Source organism: Brucella sp. JSBI001, assembly GCF_026014005.1.
GTDB classification, from domain to species: Bacteria; Pseudomonadota; Alphaproteobacteria; order Rhizobiales; family Rhizobiaceae; genus Brucella; species Brucella anthropi.
Genome location: NZ_CP110339.1, coordinates 2,364,483 through 2,385,855, shown reverse-complemented (window position 1 = coordinate 2,385,855; position 21,373 = coordinate 2,364,483). Strand labels below are relative to the sequence as shown.

Below are 21,373 nucleotides of genomic sequence, written 5' to 3'. Positions count from 1 at the left end.
CGGAATGATAGAAGGTGCGCAGGTGGCTTCGGCGATCTAACGACGAAAGCTCGAAGAGGGGAGGGGCGGCGAACTTTTTCTCTGAAAGTTAGAGGCCGAATTCGTCGTGGCTCGGTTCCAATTTTGATATCGAGCTTGTTTTTCGGCTTCCGATCACTGGTTTCAAAGACCATGGCCTTTTTCCCACGATGGTGCAAACCAGCGCCTCCCATCTTTCAATCTGTGGGGCTTTTCATCTCTGGGGGATAGATTTCTTAACCAAATCGGGTTAGCATCGGAATCGTCAAGGAGATTGCTCCTGCGCTGTCAGCTCAACGCATCGCGACGCGCCAAATACCTTCCCAGAACAGCGAAAACCATTGTCAGCCTGGCGAAATCTAAGGCGTATTTAGCTTTAGTATTTTCCATAATCGCTAATTTTTTCAATATATTACTTATGTGGCTCGACATCATAGAAAGTGGCCGACAGGATTGGTTATGCGTGTTCGGTAAGAAGACGCTCGCAGAAGTGCTATGCAAAAGAAGAAGCTGGCGGAACGGCTTCATTGCGTATGGCCATTGCTATCTCTGGCTGCGAAGAAATGCGTTATGCCAGGCTCAAGCTTTCAAGCTGCATAGGCTGTCCGTTCGTCAGCCCTGCTCTCTTTGCCTGGGCCGACAAGTGTTGAGCGTAGGAAAAATTGTAGGTAGCGCTTGTCAGCAATGGCGCGCCGAACTTCGCCACGTCCTTCCGCACCAATCCAAATCGTGCCCTGAATGCCTTCGTAAATTGTGTGCCGTCATTAAAACCGCATTGATAGGCTATTCTTTTCAGCGAGGTTGACGGTGCTGTCTGCCTCACCAGCGTTTGGTATGCACTGTCCATTGGGGAGTTGGCGGCGCTTTTGCGGTAGAAATGAGTAATCAGAGCGTTCAAGCGATGAGCATGTCGACCCGTAATCATTCGCTTACGCAGATTGCCGATGGTAGCAGTCAGGAGGAGTGCCGGCAAAAGGCGCGAACCATTTGTTATCCGTTGAGAGAGCTGCCCCGCGAATATAAAAACTGCATCCAGCGTGAAGTGGCAAGATGCATGGGCACGCCCTTCAAGTTCTGATCGGATACTTGCTTCGGGATGAATGAATGCCTGGCGCCGGAACTGCGGTGTCAGGTTTTGCCGAGTCGTACCCAATTTATGAGGCGGCAGATGACGCAGTTGAACTCCCACCGCCTCGATTGCTTCTATGATGCCTGCAATCCTTTGAGCAGGCAGACTATCCAAACAAGCAGAAATCTTTTCGACCCGTGTTTCGCGTCGGTCGGGTCATGTTTTAATTCTTCGAAGCGGTGGTTAGCGGAACGACGATCTCTTTCCAGAATTTGTCTTCATCGATGTAGTTCTGTATGGCGGCTTTCTGAGTGCCGACCGGTCCCGGTTTTGCCTCCGCATTGCCTCCTATATCATTGTTGGTGAAAGCAAGGCTTCGGCCATAGTCGAGACCCATCTCTGTGTTCACGTCGACATAGACACCGGTGGTAGGTACAGCTGCGCCATCCTTGGGGCGAGGGGCGTTGTTCCAGGCAAGGACAATCGACGGGTCGATGACATAGGCGGCCGCAAACAGGTCCCAGACGTTATCGGGTCCGAATGTGGTTCCGCCTTGCGCCTTGATCTGTTCTTCCCGTGCAAGCCAGAGTTTCTGAATGCCGGGAGGGCTGCTGTCGACCATTTTCCGATAGAGGTCCTCCGGCATTCCTCCCGTATGTTCATTGGCTTCCAGACCGGAGATCACCTGATTGCCATATGCCTTGAAGGATTCGGAATTCGGATCGCCCCATTTCGACCTGACACTGATCTTGGCGGCTTCAGGGTCTGCCCACCAGTTGAACTCTGCCGATGCCGACGAATTCCCCGGAACGTAGAAGGCGCCGCCCATATAGACGATTTCAGCGACCTTCGATGGAAAGCTCGGATCCTTCAGGATGGCGCGTGCAATATTGGTGAGTGGACCAATTGCCACCAGCTTGACCTGGCCGGGATACTTGTTGACGGTGTCGACGAGAAAATCCACAGCGTCTCTGTTGCCATCCGGGTCCGGATTATCCAGGCCATACACCCGTTTATAGGATGGGGCCTCGCCATATTTATGCTTGTAGACGTCGGACCATTTTGCCGTCGGATCGGCATCGATCTCATTGCCCGCATCCGGCCGCAGATAACCGCCCCAACCGGTGATAGGGCTGATTTGCAGTTCGGCTGCCAGCACTTCCGGGGTGGCTTTGTTTCCTCGCCAGTTGCGGATGCCGTAACGGCTGCCTTCGTAGATTGGCACCTCAGAGCCGAGCGCCTCCAGTTGTCGCGCGCCCGCGGCGACACCGGCTGGCATGGGTGTGTTTCCTGAAACGACGGTTACGCCCAGCAGGTCGATGTTGGGAGCGCGCTCCAGTAGAAGCATGGCGGTGCCATCGTCGAATAGCTCGACCATATCCGCGTCTAAAATGACTTTCGTGCGCGTTTCTTGAGAAAATGCAACGCCAGATATTGCCAGCGAACAAGTCAAAGTCCAGGCAAAGATAGACGGCCTGATATCCATTCTGTCCTCCCTTTGTGATGCCCGCACTGTCAGGGCGGGGCAAGGCAATAGAATATTACGTGGTTTCACCTGTCAACATGAAGAATTTATGTATATCCAAATCTTATACAAAAAATCATTCTATATATATTTGAGAGCTACTGTTTAGAACTTCATGCATGTCCTGTTTTGCGCTGCCGCGCGGATAGATTGTTTTACCATTATTACATCAACGAAAATGGTGCGGTGCTTAGGTTTTCTGAAACCAGTCTTTCGTGTGTCTGGAGTATGCCCCAACCGAAGCGAAACGAAACAGTTTGAACTACTCATAAAAACGTTTTTATTTTTCTTGAAAACGTTTTTATATGTTGTTACCGTTTTGGTATGACGATTGTGGGAGCTTGAAATGTCGAGGTCGATTGACCGAATAAAAACGCGTGTGCGACCGACGATCAAAACGCTCGCGGAACACACGGGCTATTCGATTGCGACGATTTCGAAGGCATTGCACGGTTCGCCGGTTGTGACGGAAGAGACACGCAAGATTATTCTCTCCGCTGCAGACGAGCTTGGCTATCAGGCCAATGCCCGTGGCATGGCGTTGCGTACCGGCAAGACCTATCAAGCCGCCGTATTGATGCCGATGAATTCGGTGGCGGGTTATGAATGGGACGGTGTCGAATATACGCAGATTCTCAGCGGTCTCAGCCAGATTCTCGACGATAGCGATTATCAGCTTTCCGTTTATGGCTATCGCAGTTTTGACGATGCCTGTGCCATCACGCACCGCATCGTCGATCAAAGCCTCGCCGATGGCCTGATCTTTTCAGGTGTTCTGGCCGACGATGCGCGCATCGACATGCTGGTCGAGGCTGACTTTCCTTTCGTGTCCCTGGGGAGATGCCGCAAATCGCTCGTTTATGCCCATGTCGATGTGGACAATGAATGGGCCGCAAATGCCGCAACTGCACGACTGATCGCTGGCGGGCACCGGCGCATCGGTCTGGTGAATGCGGATGCGCGTTTTTCCTATGCTCTCGACAGGATCGATGGTTTTACGCGTGCCTTCACGGAGGCAGGTGCTGCGCCATGTACCGATCTGGTTATCGGCGGCGACTTGTCCACACGCTTCGGACGCGATTCTGCGCTGGCTCTCCGGGAAGAGCGTGATCCACCGACTGCGCTGGTCTGTGTCAATGAATCGACAACGCTCGGTGTGTTGTCCGCATTGCGGTCGCTGGGGCTGGAAGTCGGGCAGGACATCGACGTCATCGCCTATGACGACATCAATGTCAGCGCCTATTTCACCCCGCCGGTCACGACCCTCTATCAGCCGATCGAAGTGTTGGGGCAACGGCTGGGGGAATTTCTGTTGCGGCGTATGGGAGGGGAAGACCCTGCGCAGTTGAGGGAGGTTTTTCGTCCGGAGCTCGTCGCGCGTCAGCCCGACGATCTGGGCGGGAAGTTTAATTCCTAGAGCGGTTTGGCCTTCTCACGGGGTGGCGGGAACCGCTCCGGCGAACAGCTTTCAATGCTGTTTCAGAGACGCAACCGCTTCGTGCATTCGTCGAAAGTGTTCTAATGGGAGGAGTACACATGAAAAAGACAATCCTGACTTTGGCGCTTGCGCTGATGTCCTCTGTCGCCGCACATGCGGCCGATCTTGAGGGAAAAATGCTCAAGGTCGGTTCCGACACGACCTCGCCGCCGATGGAAAGCGTCGATCCGGCTACGGGACAGATCGTCGGCTTCGATGTCGACGTGGTGAATGCAATCTGCGCCAAGATCAATTGCAAGGCGGAATTCGTGACCACGGGCTGGGATGGCATTTTCGCGGCTCTGGAGCAGGGCAATTTCGATCTCGTTGCATCGGGAGTTTCGATTACCGATGAACGCAAGAAGGCGATGGATTTCTCCGAGCCTTACATCATCAACAGCCAGGCCGTTTTGATGCGTGCCGAAGATGATGGCCTGACACTTGATGACTTCAAGTCGAAAGGCAAAAAGCTGTCAGCCCAGGCGAATACGACCGACGCTCAGGTAGCCGAAGGTATTGTCGGCAAGGATAATGTTGTTGCCTATGACAGTTTCAGCGCCTCCGTCATCGCGCTCAAGAACAAGGACGTCGACGGCGTGGTGATCAACGGCGCCAATGCACCCGCCTATGAAAAGGAATTCGCAGGCGAACTCGTCGTTCCAATTCGCGACCTGCAATCCGATCCGCTGGGGCTGGTCTTCCGCAAGGGCGATGAAACCGCTGCCGCCTTCAATGAAGGGATCAAGGCCATCAAGGAAGACGGCACGCTCGATGCTCTCATCAGCAAATATTGGGGCGCAAAATAGTTCGGAACATTTCTGGCGGTGAACCTGCGAAAGTAAAGCACGTGCTGCCGAGATGATGCGCAAAACCAAGAAGGTGAGCCTATCCCGAAGAACGCATGGCGGTTTTCGGGATAGCCAAAACAGATAGAGCAGTTCCAACAACTCCAACTCCGTTGGCCTTGGCCCACACGCAACGCCTCTGGAACATCGCATCCAGAGGGTCGGGAGACGGTTCAAATGTATTTTTTGATGCGCTTGCGTCCGAGCAACATGATCGTGCTCGCCGCACTGCCGTTTGTCGTCTATCTCTTCGCCAGTTCAAACGACTACCAGCGTTCGCTTCTGGCTATCCTGGGCGTCGAGCCGGGATCATCAGCTTTCGTGCCGGGTTTTGTCCTGCTTTGCGCAGCCTTTGCCTCCGGTCTTGCCACGATGCTGTTCATGCGCAGGAACAATACGCGCTGGGCGATTCCTTGCGCGGCGCTCAATCTCCTGTCGGCTGCCGCGCTCGTGGCAACACCTGTTGTGTATCCCTATCTGCACTCGGTTGTGGCCAATGGGGTCGATCCGTTCACGTCCGATCTCGTGATGAAAGGCGTCACACCGCGGCGCCTTACCGAGGCCGCGGCACTAGCGACGGATCGGTACGGGTTCATCATCCTGTTGAGCTATCTCGGTGCGACCGTTCTGGGTCTGCTTCTGAGCCTGACGGGGCGATCCGGGAACGGATTGTCGGGATCGCGCAAGGCGGGTTTCATCCTGCTGGCAACGATCAACGGGCTTGGATTATTTCTTGTCCTCTTTGCAGCGCATGTGGCATTTGCCGCCGGGGTTGCAACGACCATTCGGGCGGCCATTTCGGCTTATATCATTGCGGCGCTTCTGGCCCTGCTTTGGGTTGGCCTGCAAAAGCTTCAATATAGCAGCCGGGGAGACTTTATCTTCATCGGCCTGACGTTGCTGATGGCCTGCATGGCTGCCTGGTTTCTGTTTCAGCCGCGCCAGGCCTATACGCTCGCCGGCACCCTCGACGGCAAGATCGGCGTGGTAACCGGCACGCCATCGAGCATGATCGGTACGGTGCGATACGGCCAGTTTCCCGATGGTCCCGAAAACGAAGTGCCATTGCGCACATTTCGCGGTCCGCCTGAAGCGCTCGCCGCCATTGGCAAGAAGGCGGATGTCAGCGCGGTTCTGCTTCCGGCGGCTTCAGTCCCGGCGAACATGCCTGTCCTGTGGCAGACGGAAGCGTTGAACGACCGCGACAAGTCGGCGGGCATTGCCTTCGTCGTTCTGGCCATTGCGCTCGGATTGCTGACGGCTTGCGGCCATATCCATCGCCGTCATCCTCTCTCCATCGGCTCAGAATTCATCGTGGATACGATCCGGGGCATTCCCATGCTCGTCATCGTACTCTATGTCGGCCTGCCCTTGAGTGGCGCCCTGAAGGACGCCACGCAGGGCGTGATCGATCCGCCGAATATGGCTCGCGGTGTGGCGGCGATGGCGCTGGCCTACTCGGCCTATCTGGCGGAAATTTTCCGCTCCGGCATCAACGCCATTCCGCGGGGACAAATCGAGGCGGCGCGCAGCCTCGGTCTCAACGGCTGGCAGACTGCCCGTCTGGTGATCCTGCCGCAGGCTTTCCGTATCATCATTCCGCCGCTCGGCAACGAACTGATCGCTATTCTCAAGGACACGTCGCTTCTGTCGATCCTGTCCATTCGGGATATCACGCAGCGCATGCGCGAGTTCCAGTCAGCAAGCTTCCTGCCGTTCGCGCCGTATAATTCGGCTGCGATCTTCTACATCCTCCTCACGCTGGCTGCGGCCAGTCTCGTCAGCACAATCGAGAGAAAATATGATGCCAACAAACATCGTTAAAGCCCGCCAAGACCTGCAGCAGCGCGCCTCCGGACTGGTCTTTCCGAATGACTTTGCCTTTGGTGCCGCGACCTCGGCCTATCAGATCGAAGGCGCCCCTTATGAAGACGGCAAGAGCGAGAGCATCTGGGACCGGTTCTGCAAAAAGCCGGGCGCCATCATCGACCAGTCCAGCGGTGACGTTGCTTGCGATCACTACAATCGCTGGCGCGAGGACATTGCGGTGCTGAAAGCGATGGACCTCAAAGCCTATCGCTTCTCCCTCGCCTGGACCCGGATTTTGCCGGGGGGGTACGGTGCGGTCAATTCCAAGGGAATAGGCTTTTACGACCGCCTCATAGGCGATCTGCTGGAGGCGGGCATCGAACCCTATGCGACACTTTATCATTGGGATCTGCCGCAGGTCTTGCAGGACAAGGGCGGCTGGTATGTTCGGGAGACTGCGGATGCGCTGGCCGAATATGCCTCGGTTGCCGTTCGCAGTTTCGGTGATCGCGTCAAGAAGTGGACGACCCTCAATGAACCATGGACCTTCTGTTGGTCTGGCCATGCCAGCGCCGAAGATGCGCCGGGCTTGGCTGATGGCGTAAAGGGCGGGGTCACGTCAAGCCATCATGCACTGCTTGGCCACGGCAAGGCTGTTCAGGCCATTCGTGCAGAACGCACGGATGTCTCCGTGGGCATTGTGTTCGATCTCAACGTGGCGGAACCGGCCAGCGCCGATCCGCGCGACGTTGCGGCAGCGAAACGTTTTGATGGTGCACAAAACCGCTGGTTCCTAGATGCCGTTTTCAAGGGTGCCTATCCGCAGGACATGTTGGAGCTTTACGGCGATCTCCTGCCGCCCATCTATCCGGAAGACAACAAGACGATTGCGGAGCCGCTCGATTATCTGGGCGTTAACATCTATCGCCGGTCTGTGATCGCGGCAGGTGACGAACTGCCACCGCTCAACTATCGTCGCGTACAGCCGGAAGGCACCTATTCCGCAGTTGGTTATGAAGTCTGGCCGCGCTGCATCTATGACATTCTTCATTATGTAAATGACGGCTATGCGCCAAAGGAAATCTATATTTCCGAAAGCGGCGTGGCAACGCGGCCGGAAGATGTGGGGCCGGACGGGCATGTCTGGGACGATCTGCGGGCGAAATATTATGTCGATCATCTGGAGCAGGTGGCCAAAGCCATTGATGAGGGCGTGCCGGTGAGGGGTTACTTCGCCTGGACACTGACAGACAATTTTGAATGGGCCTTTGGTTACACGACACCTTTCGGCATTACTCATGTCGATTTCAAAACCCAGGAGCGTCGCGTCAAATATTCCGGCGAGGTCTACGCCCTCATCGCACGGCAGGACGGAAATATTGAAACGAGGAGCGCGGCGATTGGCTGACAACGGGCACAGGACCGTCCTCATTACCGGAGCCACGCGCGGCCTTGGCCGCGAACTGGCATGGCAATATGCCAAGGATGGCTGGCGTGTGATCGCCTGCGGTCGCCGCCCGCCTGAAACGCCATGCGCCCCCGGTATCGAGTTTCAGACGCTCGATACGGCTGACCCGGTTTCGGTGGCAGCGCTTGGTGATCGTCTGGCCATGCGTTCTCTGGACCTTGTCATCAACAATGCGGCTGTTCGCAGTCGCATTGCTGGCCTTACGCCGCTCGATCCGGATGATTTCATGGCAGTCGTCAGGACAAATATGCTCGGCCCTGTTCTGGTCGCGCGCGCATTGCGGAGCTGCCTGGCGCGTAGCACGGAGCCGATGATTGCCAATATCAGCAGCCGGGCCGGCTCGATCTCAGAGGGGCTGCTGGACGATGACGACGACGATTATGCATATCGGTGCTCCAAGGCCGGATTGAACATGGCGACTGCCCAACTGGCCTTGGATCTTCGGGCCGAAGGCATAAAGGTGATTGCACTTCACCCTGGCTGGGTAAAGACGGATATGGGCGGTGAAGGAGCAGTCATGAATACGCAGAACAGCGTGTGTGGATTGAGAGCGGTAATCGCCGGTGCTCCCAAAACCGGGGCCTTCCTGTCCTATAACGGCGACAAAATCCGTTGGTAAGCTGACCTGATTCAACCAGATCGAAATACGTTCCGGGCAAACAGTGGTCGTTTATCGGGGATCAAGCGGCGCATTGACTCCTCTTAAAAACTGGCTATAACCATAAATGCAGACTGAAGATTTAAGACCATCTGCAAGGATGGTCTTATTGCGTCTGGAATCCGGATAAGTCCTCTTGCAGATGTCTTAACGACGTTGGGAGGACGCCGTAATGCACGGAAGCAAGATAGCCCTGAGGGGCGTGCCGGATATTATTTCCTACATTGATGCGAATGACGGTATTCGAGGTCGCGCCGGTATCATCTGGTGGCTTGCCCTCGGCGGCCTGTTTCTTGATGCTTTCGCCAATTCGGCGCTGAGCGCAGGGCTTGGACCTATGACACGGGATCTGGGGCTGGATGCGGCGCAGGTTGCGCTTATGACGTCTTTCGCCTCGTGGGTATCGATCGCATTCAATCCAATCGGCGGCTGGATCGCCGACCGCTGGGGCCGTATGCGCCCGCTGATCTTCGCAAAGCTCATTGCGCTCATCGGTGCGGTGCTGGTGATGACGGCCCATTCCTATGAAGTCATCCTCATGGGGCGTTTCTTCGTGGGCGCTGCCTACGGTATCGATTTTGCTATCGCCATGGCCGTACTTGCCGAGTTTACGCCTGCGCGCCTGCGCAGCCGCCTCAATACGTGGCAGGGCATCTGGTACACCGCTGTTTGTACAAACGTGCTTCTGGCCATGCTGTTCTACAGCTGGGACGTGGGTGACTCGATCTGGCGCTATTCTGTTGCCGCAACGGGTGTGTTCGCCTTCGCCATCATGGTTCTTCAGGCGGTATTCATGGTTGAAAGCCCGATCTGGCTCGCCCGCAAGGAGCGGCTGGAGGATGCTGCCCGTGCGATGACCCGCATCTATCACCGCGATTTTGTTGCCGCCCTGCCTGAAGACCGTTTGCCGGTTCTCAATCAGGCCCGTCGCGGCATCGCCAATGTTGCCCTGATTTTCCGTGGCATCTATCTGCCGCGCACGATTCTTGCTGCAACCGTCCAGATCGGACAGTCGATCCAGTATTTTGCCGTGGGCTGGTATCTGCCGCTTATCAGTGCGGCGCTGTTCGGCAAGGACTTCCTCTACGCCATGATGGGCACGCTGGTGTTCAACGTGTTTGGCATCATCGGTGGCTTCTCTTCGCCAGTCATCGGACGCGTACTCGGCTTGCGCAAGGCTTCCGCCATCGGCTTCGGCGCGGTTTTCGTCATGCTGCTGATCATGGGCCTGTTCCATGACACCATGCCGACCTGGCTCGCGGTGATCGTGCCGTCGCTGTTCATCCTGTTCCATTCCGGCGGTCCCGGTGCGAACGGCAAAAGCCTGTCGTCACTCTCGTTCCGCAGCGAATTGCGTGCTGGCGCCAACGGTGTGATCGGAGCGCTCGGTGCCATGGGTGCGGCTCTAGGCCTGCTGGTCTTTCCGATCTTCCGAGAGACCTACGGTCTCGGCACGACATTCCTGATCCTGTCGGTCGTTCCACTGATTGCCTGCATCATCTGCTCGATCATTAAGTGGGATCCGACACGTACCAAGATCAGCCCGGATGACGAGCCGAATGCGCCGCAGTTCGAAGGCGACAGGTAATAACGGAGGATAATGTGAACGGACGCAGACAGGCCATTCTGGCTATTGATGAAGGAACGTCCGGAACCAGGGCCGCGCTTGTCGCGGCCGACGGTTCGGTCTCTGCCGTCAATTACACGACGCTTGCCGTATCTTCGCCGCGTCATAACGTGGTGGAACAGGACGCCGATGTTCTTTGCAAAAGACCATCGAAGTGTGTGGCAAGACGATTGCCGCAGCGCGGGATGCGGGCGTGGAGATCGCCGCAATGGCAATTGCCACGCAACGCGCAACCGGTGTTCTGTGGGATACGGAGACGGGTCGCGCGCTGGTCCCGGCCATGGTGTGGCAGGATTCGCGCTATGCCGAAGAGCTGAAGCCGCTCGGCGCCATATGGGACGCGAAACTCGTGTCGCTTGCCGGGCGTCCGGTTGGCGGACGAGCGATCTATCTGTGGGCGGCGCGCCATATGCAGGAAACGCCTGCTGTGCGCGAGGCGTGGAAAGCGAAAAGACTTGCCTTTGGCACGGTCGACAGCTGGCTGCTGTGGATCCTGTCCGAAGAACGCAAAGCCGTTACGACGCCGACCAATGCGACCTCTGCCGGTGCCTATATTCTTGGTGAACATCGCTATTTCACCGATTGGGTGGAAGCGCAGGATTTTCCGCTGGAACTTTTGCCCGAGCTGAAACAGGACGCCGATGATTTCGGTTTTACGCGGCAGGACATTCTGGGTATCCGCGTGCCGATCAAGGCGTCCTGCGGTGATCAGCTCGGTGGTCTGGTCGGCCTTGGCTGTCACGATGCGGGTCAGGCCATGTGCGTGCATGGCACGGGAAGCTTCGTCGATCTGGTGATTGGAAAGCAGACGCCGAAAAATCCCGGCCTCTACGAGGCAACTTTCACCATGACGGCCTGGCGGAGCGAGAACCTCTCGCATTTCGCGGTCGAGACCTATGCCGCCACAACCGGCTCGGCGCTCAACTGGCTCTGCAATGAAATGCGCTGGTTCGAGAATGCCAGGGAAATCAGCGAACTGGCTGCGACAGTACCGTCTTCCAACGGCCTTTTCTTCATGCCGACCCTGACGGGATTGCGCCAGCCGAACATCGTACCGGATGGCCGGGCATCGCTGACCGGGCTTTCGATGGCCCACAGCCGGGCGCATCTTGCTCATGCCATTCTGGAGGGCATTGCCCATTCGGTTGTTTCCTGCGCAGAGGCAAGCTCTGAAGTGGCTGGCGTTCCGGTGCGGGAAGTGGTGGCAGGCGGGGGGCTTTCGTCCAGCGATACGCTGCTTCAGCTGCAGGCTGATCTCAGCGGTGCTCCTGTGCGGCGCATGGCGGATCAGGATCGCGCGAGCCTGCGGGGCACCGCGTTTCTGGCAGGCAGCGACGGATTGCTCTGGAGCGACCTTGCGGAAGCGCGCGCCACGCTGCCCGAAGGCAATCTCTTCATCCCCAAGACCAGCGAAGCGGAAAGACAAGACCGTAGAGCGCGATGGCACTCCCTCACGGATGAGGAAGTCGCACGCGTTCAGTCGGGTCACTATCATTAAACAGGAGTTGAAATGCTGAATCTGCGCTCCCGGCGCGCGGACAAGGATCGCGCCCGGATGATCCGCACCGAGCCGCTGAGGTTGAACCGGTCGGAACAGGAAGACCGTCTTGCCACTGAAACCTACGACATTCTGATCGTTGGCGGTGGCGTGACCGGTGCTTACTGTGCCTTTGATGCAAGTCTGCGCGGCTTTCGCGTTGCGCTGGTCGAAAAGGATGATTTTGCATCCGGTACGTCGTCCAAATCCTCCAAGATGGTGCATGGTGGCCTGCGCTATATCGAGCAGGGCAATCTCGGTCTGGTGCGTCACTCGCTGCTGGAGCGTCAGCGCCTGCGGCGCAATGCCAGTCATCTGGTGCAGCGCCTGCCTTTCCTGTTCCCCATTCTGGAACGGGATGGTGTGTTCGATTCCCGCTTCGCCAAGGCATTTGAAGGCCTGCTCTGGACATATGATCTGGCTGGTGGCTGGCGCGAGGGCATCCTGCATCAGAAGCTGACTGCGGCGGAAGTGCTGGCGCATTGCCCGACCTTCAAGGACGAATATCTGCGTGGCGGCCTCATGTATTTTGATGCCCGCGTCGATGATGCGCGCCTGACGCTGGCGCTTGCCCGTTCCGCCGGCTTTTATGGGGCCACGGTCCTCAACCATTCGAAGGTAGCAGAGATTACCCGTAGCTCGGGTCGGGTCGACGGCGCTATTGTTCAGACTGTCGAGGGTAAGGAAATCCAGGTGCGCGCCAAGACCGTCATCATGGCGACAGGCGTGTGGCTGCGCGACTGGATGGGACTCGGCAAGGATGGCGAAAAGCCCTTGCATGTGCGTCCGGCCAAAGGTGTTCACGTCGCGATCCCCTGGTTGAAAATTCGCAACGACTGCACCGTGACGGTGCCCGTGCCCGGCCGCAGCCGCCGCGCGACCATCACGCGCTGGGGCAACGTCTCCTATCTTGGCACGACCGACGAGGACTATCAGGGCGATCTCGATGATGTGCATTGCACGCGTCGCGAGCTTGATTTTCTGATCGAGGGCGCGTGCAGCGCGCTCAATATCGACCTGACGCCGGATGATGTCGTCGGCAGCATTGCCGGGTGCCGTCCGCTGGTAGCCGCTTCGTCTGGTGGTAGCACCATGGACGTCAAACGCGATCATTCCGTGCATGTTGCACCAGACGGCCTCGTCACGATTGTGGGGGGCAAGCTGACGACTTCGCGTCATATGGCCGAACAGACGGTGGATGCTGCTGCAAAAGTTCTGGGTGATCGTCGCCGCTGCACCACGAAGAAGGCGTTTCTGCTGGGTGCAGCGGGTTATGACGCACAGGCAATCGTGGCCTCCGGTGGCATGGAGGCACATCTGGGTGAACGTTACGGCACGGAATCGCGCTTCGTCAGCGATCTGATGGCTGCTCGTCCTGAGCTTGCCGAACCGGTGGTGGAGGGCCTGCCCTATACCGGCGGAGAAGTCGTCTACGCTGCCCGGCATGAACTTGCCCGGACCATAGATGACGTGCTGTCGCGCCGTATGCGTGCCCGCCTGATGGCGCGCGATGCCTCCGCCCGCGCCGCCGCAAAGGTTGGCGCCTTGCTGGGTGAAGAGCTGGGTCTCCCCCAGGCCGAAATCGACCGTCAGGTCGCCGCCTATGTGGCCGCGACCGAAAAAGAAAAATCCATTCTCACAGGAGCGAACTGAACATGATCAGCAAGGAAGCCATCAAGCGCGGTTACAATCGCGGAAATTATGTCGTTGGTGCCCCGACCCAGCCGCATTATGCCGGCAGCATCAACGAAATCGGAATCAAGGCCGATCTGGCTCAGGACGCCGTTTCAGTGGACGCCGCCCTTGTCGCGAAGCTGCAGGGCGTTGCTGACGAAGTTCTGACTGCGCGCGAAGATCTCGTTGTGAATACCCGCGACTGGTGGGCGCGCACGATGGTCGCGGAAACGGGCGGAAAGCCTGCAACGGTTGATGGCGTGTTCGTTCGCGTTTCGACGGTGGAGCAGGTTCAGGCTGTCATGCGCCTTGCGCACGAAGCCAAGGTACCCGTCACGGTTTCTGCCGGGCGCTCCAATGTTACTGGCGCGGCGCTGCCGCTGCGCGGCGGTATCGTGCTTGATGTCTGCAATCTAAACCGTTTTGTCAGCTTCGATGCGGACAGCCAGATCGTCGAAGTTGAAGCTGGCATGTTCGGCGATATTTTTGAGGAAATGATCCAGCGCGACTTTGGCATGACCATGGGGCATTGGCCGTCCTCGTTCGGTATCAGCACTGTGGGCGGCTGGATAGCCTGCCGCGGCGCGGGCCAGCTTTCGACGCGCTACGGCAAGATTGAGGACATGGTCTATGGCATGGAAGTCGTGCTGGCCGATGGTTCGCTGGTGACGGTTGGAAACTATGCCCGCGCGGCAATCGGACCTGATCTGCAGCAGATCTTTATCGGTTCGGAAGGTACGCTCGGCATCATCGTGAAGGCGCGCCTGAAACTGCATCGCCTGCCGGACTACGCTCGTGCGATTGCCTATGGGTTCAAGAGCTTTGCCATCGGTCTGGAAGCCTGCCGCCGCATCATGCAGGGCGGTGCCAATCCGGCAGCGCTGCGTCTTTACGACGAGTTGGAAAGCGGCGTGCAGTTCGGTCTGCCGGAAAGCAACGTGCTGCTGATTGCGGACGAAGGCGCGCAGGAAACGGTCGATGCCGTGATGGCGATCAGTGAGAAGGTTTGCGCTGAACTCGGTGACAAGCTTGATGGTGATACGATTTTCGAGAAGTGGCTCGATACGCGTTATCTGACCGGCAAGAGCGCCGAGGGCTTCAAGCGCAGCCCAGGCTTTGTTGCGGATACGCTGGAAATGACCGGCTGCTGGCGCGATCTGCCTGCGATCTATGATGAGGTGGTCGCTGCCATCAATGCAGTGCCGGGTACGCTGGCCGGTTCGGCGCACCAGTCACATGCCTATGTCGATGGCGCCTGCCTTTATTTCTCGCTGCGTGGTGACGTGGACGTGGAAAAGCGCGCAGAATGGTATCGCGCTGCATGGGATGCTGCCAATGCCGTTCTAATCAAGTATGGTGCGGCCTTGAGCCATCATCATGGTGTCGGACTGCTTCGCGCGCCTTACATGAAGGATGCTCTGGGATCAGCATTTCCGCTGCTGAAAACGGTGAAGAAGGCGCTTGATCCAGACAATCTGCTTAACCCCGGCAAGCTCGGACTTTCGCTCGACATGCCAAGAGACGGAAAATGACGGAATGACTTTGGACAGAACGATCGGTGAGCGGCTTTTACGGGCGCCAGTCATGGCAACGCTCTACGGCGTGGACAATCTTCAGGCGTTTCTGGACAGCAAGGCGGAAGTGGGCATCGTTGCCAATATCGCCTTGCGCCATGTGGCCGAAGTGCTGAACGCGCTCAAGAAAAGCAACAAGCTGATCGTTCTGAACATCGACAGTTGCGAAGGCCTGTCGCAGGACAAGGGGGCCATCGAGTTTCTTGCCGAGATTGGCATTTCGGTACTGTTGTCGACCCGCGTTCCAACAATTCAGAAGGCTGCGCAATGCGGCCTTCTCACCATGCAGAAAGTCTTCGTGACCGACCGTTCCACCTGGCCTCGCAGCCTGAAGGCAATCTCGCAAAGCGCACCCAATCTGGTGCAGATCATGCCATCGCCGATGCTTGGATACCTGTCTGCAGAAGACAAGCGCCGCCTGCCGCCCATCGTGGCTTCTGGCTTTATCTGCAATGAGGCCGATGTTGCTACGGCAATGAAGCAGGGTGCCATTGCCGTTTCGTCAAGCAACAAGTCGCTCTGGAACTATGGTAGCCGTCGATAGACGTCAGGCAAATGCAGTGGAGTCTGTTGCTATTCCACCCGGATACATACCCTTCAAGGACGCTCCGGCTGCATGACTGTGGCCAATGGTTCTGGCCAGCTTAATCTGTTTTGAACCTATTCAAGCCTATCCGCGGGTGCGCTCTGTATGGCGGCGTTCAGCTTGTTTTCGTCGGTCGAGACTTACTTATAGCAACCCAGTTGCGCGGCTTCTGTTCTCGCCTGTACCCGCTGTATTTCTCTTAGCGCCGGATATTCCGTTCGCTGGAGAAGCTGCTTGCACCTGACCTGTTTATATTCAGGGTCGATCGGCCGATCCGTGCTGCAACCAGACAGGACGAGTATTGTGATACAGGCTGCAGCGAGCGTTCTCATTAGCGTTCCTCCTTGAGGAGAGTATAGCGCTCATTCACGTAACGGGTAGAAGGGATGATCCAGAAGGAGTGATAAAAGTGCATGGTCGTTTGCCGGGCTATCTCTTCAACGAGGCTTGAGAAATATCTCGTGGAGACAGCGATCTCGCAAGCTACGGACCATTGATCAGGTTTTCACGACATTCTCTGAGCATCCATCAATGATCAGAAAATGCACCTACACTTCATTTGGTTTTGGGTGAAGGTCTTTGCCGTTCGAGCCATCGCCCGTAGGATGAGAAGATCGAGCTGACGGTGAAAAAGAAAACGGCCACCAGAATGTAGGCTTCGTCGTAATAGCCGAGCCATGAAGGATCGGTCGCAGAAGCTTTGGCCGCATTCAGAAGATCGAAAATTCCGATCACCGTCACCAGCGATGTGGCGAGCAGAAATCCCACAGCGAGATTGACAAGTCCGGGTATGACGATGCGGATTGCTTGCGGCAAAACGACCAGCCGCATCGACTGTGCCGTGGTCAGACCCAATGCCGTGGCGGCTTCATACTGGCCGTGTGAAATCGCCTGCAGCCCGCCACGGATGACTTCAGCCACATAAGCCGACCAGAATAACGCGATGAGGAGCGCAGCCCGCCAGATCTTATCGAGCTGTTCACCGCCCGGTAGCGCCATCGGCAGAATGAGCATGGCCACGTAGAGGATGGCGACCATGGGAATGGCGCGCATGAGTTCGATGTAGATGATCGAATGTACTCGTATCAAGCCCATCTTTGATCGTCTTGCCAGCGCCAGCAGCACGGCTATGGGCAACGATGTTGCAAAGCAGGTCAGCCAAAGAAGCAGCGTCACCGGCAAGCCGCCCCATTGATTGGAACTGATGCGCGGAGAAAACCAGCCGCCAGTCATAAGCGCCCAGCAAAGAAGCAGCGTAGCGACCCACAGCCATACAAGCCGTATCGACCAGAAGCGGGGCGAAGCCGAAAACCCAAGCAGACCAAATATTGCGACCACCGCCAGTGCCGGACGCCATTGCAGTTCCGCCGGGAAGAACGCAAAAAGAATGAAACGCAACTTGGCTGTAATAAAGGCCCAGCATGCACCTTCTGCCGCTTTGCAATCGACGCTCGTGCCAGCAAAGACGGCGTTGAACAATGCCCAGTTGAATATGACCGGGATCGTCCAAAGGAGAAAAACCAACGTAACGAGAGTGATAACGGTATTGAGCCGCGAGCCGAAGAGCCCGTCACGCACGTGACGCCAGCGGCGGAGAGCTGTGGTTGCGAAAACGCCAGGTATGGTGACGATCAGCCTCTCGTGAATTTCGCTCATTTCAGCAATTGACCTCGAAGCGCGACGCGGCGGTTATAAATATTCATTGCGATGGAAACTGCGATATTCAACACAACATAAATGCAGACGAGCAGCACTAGCGCCTCCAAAGCCTGACCTGTCGTGTTGGATGTCGTATTGATGATGCTGACCAGGTCCGGGTAACCAATCGCCACCGCAAGGCTCGAATCCTTGGTGAGATCGAGATAGCAGGATGTCATCATCGGGGTGATGACACGCAAGGCCTGTGGCAATACGATCAACCTGAATATCTGGTTATTATGCAGGCCGAGCGCGCGCGCTGCTTCCCATTGGCCTTGGTTCACGGACTGAATGCCCGCCCGCACGATTTCAGCGATGGTCGCGGAAAACTTGACTGTCAATCCGATCAGAAGGACTGCGAATTCCGGGCTGAGTACATGGCCGCCGCGAATATTGAAGCCGGACAGAGATGGAGCCTCGATACTTATGCCGACGCTGCTGGCCTTGACGGCTGGCAGAAAGAATGCAGCTCCAACAATGAGCGTGATCCATTTCGTGCGGCGGATTTGAGGCTTCCAGCGCCACCATAAGAACAAGGCGATTGTGCAAGCTGTAAGCAGCAGCACATCTGGTATAGTCAGGTCGATCGTCAATGCAGGAACGTACACACCGCGATTGCTGAGATAAAAACTGCCGAAGGCGGAAAAGGCTCGTCTTGGTGGTGGAAAGGCCTGGATTAAAGTCAGCCAGAAAAATAGCTGCAGCAGAAGCGGCGTATTGCGGATGATCTCAATATAACCGCGCAGAAGTCCGCCCAACAGGGGATTGCGCAACATGACTGCAACGCCGATCAGCACGCCAAGGATTGTTGAAAGCACGATCCCGCCGACCGCTACCTTAACAGTGTTCAGCAGGCCGACGCTGATCGCGCGCCAATATGGATCGCCAGCCTGAAAGGCAAACGAACTCTCGCCAATTTCGAAATTTGCGGAGCGGAAAAGGAAGCCGAATCCGGGCTGGATTCCGTGTCTATGCATCGCTTGCAGAACATTTCCCGCCAGCACGAACAGCGCAGCAAACAGAAGGACGATCAAAGCCAGCTGAAGCAGCGGATGCGGACCCAGCCAGCGTATAAAACCGCGCGGACGCGGTGGTGTTTGTGCACTGCTACTGCAAGTCCAATCGATGATTGAAGTCATGTCAAAATTCCGGTCGCTATGCAAGGAGTGGGAACTTTTGTTCCCACTCGAAAGTCGGCTCACCGGAATGGCGGCGAATAGAGGAGGCCGCCATTGGTCCACAATCGGTTATACCCACGATCGAAGCCGAGCGGTTTCAGATTGCGGTCGAAAATCTCACCGTAATTGCCCACGGTCTTGATGATGTTGTAGGCCCATTTCGGATCAAGGCCGATTGCTTCACCCAGTGCGGGGTCGACACCAAGGAAGCGCTTAATAGCCGGGTCCTCCGACGTCAGAAATTCATCGACGTTGTCCTTGGTGATGCCCCATTCTTCCGCCTGGATCGTTGCGTTGACTGTCCAATTGACGATCTCCAGCCAGCGGTCGTCGCCACTGGCAACAGCAGGGGCCAGCGGCTCCTTGGAAAGGCGTTCCGGGAGAAGCACGTAATCATCGGGATTCTTCAATTGTGTGCGTTTACCGACAAGATCGGTGGAATCCTGCGTCAGAGCATCAACGCGCGCCGATTCCAGTGCTGCATTGAATTCGTTCGTATCCTCGATGGTGACCGGCGTGAACTTGTGGCCGGTCTTGCGGAAGTAGTCGGCAATGTTGAGTTCACCAGTGGTTCCGCTTTGAACACCAATCGTTGCTCCGTCGAGATCAGCCGCACTTGAGACGCCCAGATCTTTGCGAACCAGAAGTCCTTGTCCGTCGTAGAAGACTGTCGGGCCGAAATGGAAACCGAGTTGAAAGGCACGCGTAATCGTTATCGTGACGCCGGAAAGGAGCACGTCGAACTCACCTGCCTGCAGGGCCGGCAGCCGTTGTTGCGGCGAGGAGTTGGTGAACTCCACCTTGTCTGGATCGTTGAAGACGGTGATGGCGAGCGCTTTTCCATAATCGATGAAAAAGCCTTGCCATTTACCGTCGCTGCTGGGCGAAAAGAAACCGGGCGTCGTGCCGACCCCGACTTTGATCACGCCGCGCTGCTTGATGCGGTCCAGCGTTGGACCCGCGTTGGCGGTTGTTCCCGCCACAAGGCTTGCAGCCATTACCGCCGCGCTCAAAGTCAAATTCACCAGCAGCTTGTTGCCGCGTGCCGCCCGCCCTAACCAACTCGTCATTTGCAATCCCTCTCCTACCCAACGCATTGCATCGGGCTTATCTGTTGACTAGGAAAGCTTAGGGCAATGAAAATAATGTAAGAAAGGAAGTGCTATCTATTTTTTATTTTCCAGGGGACAATTTATTCTTCTGAGCGGCGTTCATTTATATTTCGGATATTTTCCAGTATTTACGAATTAAATGGAATGCATCGATAAAAATATTATGATTTATAGTTTTGTTTTATAACTATAATGGATTTTTGCAGAAATATAATCTTGATGGATGTTGATTGGGGCAGATATTGCCCCGTTCTGATCAGCCTATCGAGACGAGTTCTTGTGAAAGAGCATTCATGGTTTCAGCGCCATCGGCGGTAATGAGGAATTGTTCTTCGATCATCAGGGCTCCTAGTCCGTTTGCGTAAAACGGCGCCTCCACGGCCAGCACCATGTTCGGTTTGATGGCCATGTCGTTGCCATGCGAGATGAAAGGCCATTCCTCGATCCCGAGCGCCGAGCCGACCGAGTGCCCGAAATGCCCGCGATAATATTCGCTGAAGCCATGACGACGCATGGTGGAGAGCATCGCTTCGTGAACCTGACCGAATGTGTTGCCGGGTTTCAGCAGGGCTGTTCCGGCTTGAAAGGTCTCCTGGAGCGCTTTGTAAATCTGCTCAGCAAGAGGAGCAGGCTTGCCATAGACGAAGGTGCGTGCGCCATCCGAAGAATAACCATTCACAAGCGTGCCGACATCGGCCTTGATGAGGTCGCCTTGCGCCAGTTGTGCGGCAGGGTTTTGAAGGTTCGGCCCGACCGAAATATAGGCCCAATGGCCGGACAGGCTCTGGCCGTTTGCTTTGGCAGCATTGGTCGCTCCGGTCAGCCAGGCATCGGAAAGCTCGGCGGTTGTGGAGTCCGACCGCGCCGCAGTCGCCATATTCTGCAACCCGCTTTCCGCATAACGGGCGGCATTGCGTAGATATTCAATCTCGCGGGGGCTCTTTATCAGGCGCAACCGCTTTACGATGCTGGAAGCATCGCGCCATTGGGCAAAAGGCAGAATTTCTTTCAACAGCACAAAATCAGCCACAGGCATGAATTCAAGGTCGACGCCGAGGCTGGCTTGAGCGAGACCACGTTCGGCAATCATATCTGCAAGCAATTGAAAGGCTGCTTTCTGGTCGAAGGTTTCCGGGCGGGGACCGATATTACCACTGTTGCGATAGGCAGCGTTGAGGTCTTCTATCGTATGGGCGTCGCGAACCGCGACGGCGTCGATCCAGATTCGATGCGAGCGGAAGTCGATCTCATCAGCCGTTGCGCGTGCTGCTGTCAGCGCCTGATCGCTGACAATGGCGCCAGCACGTGTCGAGGCATCCGCTGGAACCAGCGCTATGGCCGAACCGGCGCGCCCCCACATTGTCGCCACGCCCGCAGCAATTCCGGTGGCATAGCGAAAGTTTTCCGGCTGAAAAAGCACCAGTGCATCCAGTCCTTCTGCAGTGAGCAGATCCTGTACGCGGTTCCGATCCATATAAGTCATGGCTGATCTCTTGAGGTTATGCTTTGTCAGTGCGC

The 21,373-nt window shown here is 56.5% G+C and carries 16 protein-coding genes and 1 pseudogene; 11 read left to right on the top strand and 6 right to left on the bottom strand.

The window, feature by feature from the left end; translation table 11 throughout:
* Nucleotides 1-586: 586 nt before the first annotated feature.
* Together LJ361_RS11190 and LJ361_RS11185 are read right to left on the bottom strand one after the other, a co-directional pair.
* Nucleotides 587-1,261, bottom strand: coding sequence for a helix-turn-helix domain-containing protein (locus LJ361_RS11190; RefSeq protein ID WP_264813559.1), 675 nt, complete (start codon nucleotides 1,259-1,261; stop codon nucleotides 587-589).
* Nucleotides 1,262-1,310: 49 nt separating this feature from the next.
* Nucleotides 1,311-2,465 carry a nucleoside hydrolase gene (locus LJ361_RS11185; RefSeq protein ID WP_264813558.1) on the bottom strand — a complete coding sequence of 385 codons (1,155 nt, stop codon included), beginning with the start codon at nucleotides 2,463-2,465 and terminating at the stop codon, nucleotides 1,311-1,313.
* A gap of 493 nt (nucleotides 2,466-2,958) precedes the next feature.
* Between LJ361_RS11185 and LJ361_RS11180 the strand changes: the two genes are divergently transcribed.
* From LJ361_RS11180 to LJ361_RS11130, 11 genes and pseudogenes are all read left to right on the top strand, one after another.
* Nucleotides 2,959-4,029: a LacI family DNA-binding transcriptional regulator gene (locus LJ361_RS11180; RefSeq protein WP_264813557.1), complete on the top strand. Its 1,071-nt coding sequence runs from the start codon at nucleotides 2,959-2,961 to the stop codon at nucleotides 4,027-4,029.
* Between the two features lie 119 nt (nucleotides 4,030-4,148).
* Complete coding sequence (locus LJ361_RS11175; protein ID WP_010660528.1) at nucleotides 4,149-4,895, top strand: transporter substrate-binding domain-containing protein; 747 nt, start codon at nucleotides 4,149-4,151, stop codon at nucleotides 4,893-4,895.
* A 216-nt stretch (nucleotides 4,896-5,111) separates the two neighbouring features.
* Nucleotides 5,112-6,758: an amino acid ABC transporter permease gene (locus LJ361_RS11170; RefSeq protein WP_264813556.1), complete on the top strand. Its 1,647-nt coding sequence runs from the start codon at nucleotides 5,112-5,114 to the stop codon at nucleotides 6,756-6,758.
* Nucleotides 6,736-8,151 (top strand): GH1 family beta-glucosidase, encoded by a 1,416-nt coding sequence (locus tag LJ361_RS11165; RefSeq protein ID WP_264813555.1) that lies wholly within the window; start codon nucleotides 6,736-6,738, stop codon nucleotides 8,149-8,151. Before LJ361_RS11170 ends, LJ361_RS11165 begins: the two co-directional genes overlap by 23 nt.
* Entirely contained in the window at nucleotides 8,144-8,830 is a 687-nt protein-coding gene (locus tag LJ361_RS11160) for an SDR family oxidoreductase (protein WP_264813554.1), read from the top strand. The genes LJ361_RS11165 and LJ361_RS11160 overlap by 8 nt, the downstream gene beginning before the upstream one ends.
* A 211-nt stretch (nucleotides 8,831-9,041) precedes the next feature.
* On the top strand, nucleotides 9,042-10,457 hold the full coding sequence (locus tag LJ361_RS11155; RefSeq protein ID WP_264813553.1) for an MFS transporter: 1,416 nt from the start codon (nucleotides 9,042-9,044) through the stop codon (nucleotides 10,455-10,457).
* A 14-nt stretch (nucleotides 10,458-10,471) separates the two neighbouring features.
* A pseudogene (locus tag LJ361_RS23600) lies at nucleotides 10,472-11,166 on the top strand (FGGY family carbohydrate kinase); the annotation flags it as partial.
* 87 nt (nucleotides 11,167-11,253) lie between these two features.
* Nucleotides 11,254-11,994 (top strand): FGGY-family carbohydrate kinase, encoded by a 741-nt coding sequence (locus tag LJ361_RS23595; RefSeq protein WP_413775055.1) that lies wholly within the window; start codon nucleotides 11,254-11,256, stop codon nucleotides 11,992-11,994.
* 12 nt (nucleotides 11,995-12,006) lie between these two features.
* Entirely contained in the window at nucleotides 12,007-13,686 is a 1,680-nt protein-coding gene (locus LJ361_RS11140; protein WP_151689742.1) for a glycerol-3-phosphate dehydrogenase/oxidase, read from the top strand.
* 2 nt (nucleotides 13,687-13,688) lie between these two features.
* Complete coding sequence (locus LJ361_RS11135) at nucleotides 13,689-15,239, top strand: FAD-binding oxidoreductase (RefSeq protein ID WP_264813551.1); 1,551 nt, start codon at nucleotides 13,689-13,691, stop codon at nucleotides 15,237-15,239.
* 4 nt (nucleotides 15,240-15,243) lie between these two features.
* Nucleotides 15,244-15,825 (top strand): glycerol-3-phosphate responsive antiterminator, encoded by a 582-nt coding sequence (locus LJ361_RS11130; RefSeq protein WP_264813550.1) that lies wholly within the window; start codon nucleotides 15,244-15,246, stop codon nucleotides 15,823-15,825.
* Nucleotides 15,826-16,422: 597 nt separating this feature from the next.
* Here LJ361_RS11130 and LJ361_RS11125 read toward each other — a convergent pair.
* From LJ361_RS11125 to LJ361_RS11110, 4 genes are all read right to left on the bottom strand, one after another.
* Nucleotides 16,423-17,523, bottom strand: coding sequence for an amino acid ABC transporter permease (locus LJ361_RS11125; protein WP_264813549.1), 1,101 nt, complete (start codon nucleotides 17,521-17,523; stop codon nucleotides 16,423-16,425).
* Entirely contained in the window at nucleotides 17,520-18,704 is a 1,185-nt protein-coding gene (locus LJ361_RS11120; protein ID WP_264813548.1) for an amino acid ABC transporter permease, read from the bottom strand. Before LJ361_RS11120 ends, LJ361_RS11125 begins: the two co-directional genes overlap by 4 nt.
* 59 nt (nucleotides 18,705-18,763) lie before the next feature.
* Complete coding sequence (locus LJ361_RS11115; protein ID WP_235924433.1) at nucleotides 18,764-19,741, bottom strand: amino acid ABC transporter substrate-binding protein; 978 nt, start codon at nucleotides 19,739-19,741, stop codon at nucleotides 18,764-18,766.
* Nucleotides 19,742-20,111: 370 nt separating this feature from the next.
* The gene (locus tag LJ361_RS11110) at nucleotides 20,112-21,338 is read right to left on the bottom strand and encodes a M24 family metallopeptidase (RefSeq protein ID WP_264813547.1); all 1,227 of its coding nucleotides are present in this window, start codon (nucleotides 21,336-21,338) and stop codon (nucleotides 20,112-20,114) included.
* Nucleotides 21,339-21,373: the final 35 nt, after the last annotated feature.